General features: G+C 34.9%; 2 protein-coding genes. Both read left to right on the top strand.

What is annotated here, in order from left to right; genetic code table 11:
- On the top strand, nt 1-345 hold a 345-nt coding region (locus F6K22_RS40645), incomplete at its 5' end, for a 4-alpha-glucanotransferase (protein ID WP_293110816.1).
- Nucleotides 346-1,190: 845 nt separating this feature from the next.
- Nucleotides 1,191-1,525, top strand: a 335-nt coding sequence (locus F6K22_RS40640; protein WP_293110814.1) for a trypsin-like serine protease, incomplete at its 3' end; no start/stop codon positions are given.

Here is a 1,525-nt window from a genome sequence, read left to right as displayed (position 1 = left end):
AACAACTGTATAGTTTACACAGGAACTCACGATAATGATACTACTCTTGGTTGGTGGTCTAGAGCTACTCAGGAGGAAAAACACCACGTTGCTCGATATCTGGCTTATACCTCTGATAGCGATATCCAAGAAATCAATTGGTCTCTCATACGTTTGGCCTCTTCTTCTGTAGCTGACATGGCAATATTCCCTCTGCAAGATATTCTTTCCCTGGATAACCGCGCTCGCATGAATGACCCTAGTATTAATCCTGGACAGTGGCGGTGGCGCTATACCACTTCAGAGCTTTTGAGTCAACAGTTGAGCGATCGCTTACTACACATTACTCAAATTTACAATCGGTAATTAATTCAGGCTATAGTATAAAATATTACGCTTTTGCCCTAAAATATAGCTGAGTCGAGAAGTCGGGTTTATTTGTTTCCATCAAATATGTATAGTCTGTTCCTAATCAACCCGACTTCGGTGAAGTTGAAACTGCATTGAATAATAGAAGTTTCAAAAAATATTGCTACATTTACTCTTTTTAGTGGAAGTTAGTAGGGGTTTGGTCACCAAATTCCTAAATTTTTTGTGTCAAATAGCTGGGTATTTTGTACCTTCTGTGTTCCTATTTTTCTGGTTATATAAAATCCGGTTATACAGTAATCGCAAAATTACTTCCTCTTAATACAGATGTTCTATTAAATACGAATTTAAAAATTTAATAGTTCAAATCCAATATTTCTCCGCGCCTCCTAACCCCTGATTCCTGACTCCTGACTCCTAGCGCGATACGATAACTAATTACCCGAATTCTATATTAGAAGTAACAGGAAATAGAGATTTGTAGCAAAAATTTATCTATCAAACTAGTATAACAGGTAAAACCTAGTTCAATCAGAATCAAACCTAACCTCAAAAACTACACCCTGCAAGTTAAATTTATAAAGTTTTGATGATGTTTTGATGATGTTTTGATGAAGTTTTGATGAAGAATTTTTAATATTTTTCTCCTCTATATTTGCTGAAGTTCCCCTCACTCAATATATTTACAGATTTTACACTAATGATTTATTTTACTTAAGTAGTATTGCCATAGTGTAAATAAAATTGCTATCTTTCTTTGACAAGAAGAAATTACCAGGGTCAGGCACATATTGTGTCATTCCTCTTAAATTAAAACTGAAAAAAATAAAAGAAACCAGGCAATGAGCATATACTTTTCTAACAATTTCAAACAACAAAAAATATTTAACCCTTCCATACTCAAATCTTGCAAAAATATTCAGATTAGCCAAATAGCTCTGCGTTGTGTACTTGGTCTAATAGCAAGCCAAAGTTTTCAATCACCCGTAAAAGGTATAGTAATAAATGATACCGCCGGATCTAGCACTGCTCAGTCCCTGGGTGCCCCTTTTACAGCTGTAACTGACATTTTATTCAAAAATTTTGAAACAGGTGAATTTGAAAGTGGTTGTACTGGTTCACTAATTGCAGATAATTATGTACTTACTGCCCAACATTGTGTTCGGGATATTTTATA

Source organism: Okeania sp. SIO2F4 (assembly GCF_010672385.1).
Taxonomy (GTDB): Bacteria; Cyanobacteriota; Cyanobacteriia; order Cyanobacteriales; family Microcoleaceae; genus Trichodesmium.
The sequence above is the reverse complement of the archived record's forward strand: the minus strand, read 5'-3'. Positions and strand labels throughout refer to the sequence as shown.